The organism is Stenoxybacter acetivorans DSM 19021, from assembly GCF_000745895.1.
GTDB classification, from domain to species: Bacteria; Pseudomonadota; Gammaproteobacteria; order Burkholderiales; family Neisseriaceae; genus Stenoxybacter; species Stenoxybacter acetivorans.
This window is the reverse complement of the sequence record NZ_KN050777.1, coordinates 1-3,464: the sequence shown is the minus strand read 5'-3', so window position 1 is coordinate 3,464 and position 3,464 is coordinate 1. Positions and strand designations below refer to the sequence as shown.

Here is a 3,464-nt window from a genome sequence, read left to right as displayed (position 1 = left end):
CTTTCAGGCAGCCTGTGTACTTTCAGGCAGCCTGTATCAAAACTCAGGCTGCCTGAACAGGCTTTAAGCAATCCAGATTTGGTTGTTGGCAATCAAGTCTGCCAAATCGGTGCTTACATTTTTTAAGGTTACCAAGTCGGTGTATTGTCCGGTGCCGTTGGCATCGACTTGCACGATGGTGTCCGCACCCACTTGCTTGGTGGTCACGTAGTCGTTTAAGCCCGCGTTCACCGATGCTATGTCCAAGACGTATTTACTGGTGCTAACGTCCCAATACACGGTGGCGTTGCCTTGGTAGTCGCTTAACAGGTCGGTTAAGTCAAGCACGCCGGCGGTGCCTTGACCCATTGTGGACAAGACGTAGCCTGAACCCGGACCGCCGGCGGCTGTCAGCCCGCCGAAGCCGATAACGGTGTCGCTGCCGTTGCCGCCGTCTGCGTCTGCGGTGATTTTGTTGTAATCCAAGATCACGGTTTTCGCGCCGGTTAAGGTAAAGGTATCGTTGCCTTCGCGGCCTTCAAACCAGTTGTCGGCACCGGCTTTGGCGGTGAAGTTGTCATTGCCGTGTCCGCCGCGTATGCCTTCGATATTAACGAAGGTGGCGTCGTTAAAGCCGGTGTTTTGCGAACCGGTATTGTTTAAATCCACGGTTACGCCGCCGGTGGCGGTGCTGAAGTCCACAATGTCCATGCCGCCCGCGGCTTTCCACACTTTGCCGTTTGCCGGGTCGTTTTCCCAGCCGCCCGCGCCGTTATAGACGGCGGTGCCGCCGGCAGCATAGAAGGTGTCGTTGTAGCCGGTGCCGCCGAAGTTGCCTGTACCGTTGCTGCCGGTGCTCAGCACAAACGACGGGGTGTGTTCCATGCCGGTGTTGTCGCCGGTTTGTATGCTCCATTCCGCGGCTGCCGCTGTGCCGTTGTCGTTGTAATACATTTTTGCGGTGTAGCCGCTGTTTGGCTTCAATCCGTAAAAATCAACAATACCGGTGGTGCTGTTAATCATGCCGTCTTGCGGGTTGAGCACTTGGCTGGACACACGTTTGCCGGTTGCGTCAAACAGTTCCACGATGTTGCCCATATAGATGTTGATGCCGTCTTGATCAACAATCTTCAGGTGTAAGTGGGTGCCGTCGCGGGCGATGTTGTTGTTTTGGTAGTAGAACCAGCTATTGCCGTTTTTACGGATCATAATATCCAAGGCACCGTCCCAGTTGTAGTCCAAGACGCGTATTGTGCCGCCGTAAGAGCCGATGTTATTGTTACCGGAACTGGTGGATACATCCAAATCAATAATGTCGAAGGCTTTGCCGTCACCTTTATTGCGGAATAAAGTTACCCCTTTGTTTGATCTTTCATCACCGCCCCAAGTGGAGAACTCAACCACATCCATATAGCCGTCACCATCGAAGTCAATGGCAACCGAATGCTCGGCGTTGTTGAAATCACCCAGTGCAATCGGCGTATTGGACAGCGTGCCATTGCCGGAACCGTCGCTTAAATACAACCGACTGCTGTATCCCGCTTGGTTGCCTCTGCTGTTAGCATAGGCATTGCCGGGCAGCCACAAATCCGCAAAACCGTCGTTATTAAAGTCTGCCCACGTCATGCTGGTGTCGGTCATGCCATGGTGGTCGGTGTTGTTGCTTCTTACCAGTGCACTGTTGATGGTTTGTTTGTAGGTTAAATCACCGGTGGCACTGTTCAGTGCGGAATAGTAACTGCCTTGATTACCGGTGGTGCTGGTGCTGCCGGAGAATGCCAAATCCACAAAGCCGTCTTTGTTTAAATCCACCACCGAAATTTGTTTACCGGTGTTCGTGCTCGCCAGACCGGCAATATTGCCGAATATATTGGTATATGCCGCCGTGGTGGTTATCGGTGCACTCACGGAGTTATCCATATACAGCAGGTTTCCTTGGGCCCAGTTGTTGCCGCCGATTAAATCAATATAGCCGTCGCCGTAGCGGTCCCAGGCAACCATGTTGTTGGAGGAACCACCATTGGTGCCGGTTTGGCTGCCGATACCAGCAGAGGTGGTATACCACAGCGTTGGACTGCCGCTGCGGTAGGTATCCGCAAATACAGTGATCGCAGCATTGGCATCGATGCCTGTCGTGCTACCTGTAATATTATTGTAAGCGGAGGCAGTGAAGGTTGCACCGTCGGCATAAATCTGATATTGACCGCTGCTGTTTAAGGTCAATGCCGCACCCGCCAGCACTTCGTTCCTGTCGGTGGTATTTGGTGTCCATGTGCTCATCTGTCCCGGCACAGGAGCATAGGGGTTGGGGTTGGGCAGGCCTGCTGTGCCGCGGTAAACAATGGTGTAAACGTCGTTGGTAACCGTTTGCACTTGGGTGGTGGGGCTGATCCGCGATATATTGCCCGCCGCATCAAACTGCACAAAGCCCAAATTCACTTCGCGCGGTAATAAGTCCCCGCCCAAGGCAACGCTCGATGATACCGGCAGGGTAACCGCGAAGCTCGATACCGAACCCACGATGCCGCTGCCCAATATCCGGTCATAACCATAATCAAAAATACCGTTTTTGTTGTCGTCCGAAACAATCGCAATTAATGCGCCCGCTTCGGTACCGCCCGGTACCGCAAAGTTTTGGACGAGATCCGCCGTGTTTTTACCGCTCACAACACCGTCCTTGTCGCCGTTGGGCATGGTAACGGCGGTTCCGCTTGAGTTCTGCCCGCTGTTGGTGTCGTTCGGCAGCTTCGGCGCGGCGGTAACCCGGTTGGGGGCAGCCACGTCAATGGCGAACGCACCTTGGCTGTATTGTGCGTTGTATGCGGCATCAATCGCGCGAACCATCACATTGATGTTGCCGGTGCGCGCAATCGGGTCGGTAAATGTCCAGTTGCCTGAGGCGTCGGTGGTGGTGCTTGTCCAAGTGATGCCGCCGTCAAAACTGATTTCCACAAAGCCGTTGGGGTTGTTGGCTGATGTGCCTACCAGATCCACTTGGTTGTCGCGGGTGATGAGGTCGGCGTTTTCATTGTGCAAGAATACATCGCTTTTACCGTTCGGATCGGTAAAATCAATATATGTGTCGGTGGTTACCTTGGTGATGGTCAGCGCGCCCGGCGGGGTGGTGTCCACAACAACGTCAAAGCCGTTGGTGGTGCCGCCGGTGTTGTCTTTACTCGCCGCACTGAATATGCCGGCATCATCAACTATTTTGGTGAAGTAGCTGTAGGTTTTGCCGTTCGCCAAGGTGTTGGTGTCGTTGTAACTCCAGGTCCAATTGCCGCCGGCGTCTTGGGTGAACGCCAATACTTCGCCAATGCAATCACCGGCGGCAATGGCTGCCGAGGTGGTCGGGTCGGTTAAGCTCGGGTTCGCGCTGCTTGCGTTTTCAACGCGGTACAAGAACAGGCGGTGTCCTTCTTCCAGCTGTTTGTCCAAAGTGCCTTTAATCGTGGGCGTGGTGTCGTTGGTGGACTGTCCGTCCG

General features: G+C 54.2%; 1 protein-coding gene. It reads right to left on the bottom strand.

The annotated features are described in order from the left end of the window. Nucleotides 1-63: 63 nt before the first annotated feature. Nucleotides 64-3,464: beta strand repeat-containing protein (locus Q384_RS12450; RefSeq protein WP_037588740.1), on the bottom strand; the 3,401-nt coding region annotated here is incomplete at its 5' end.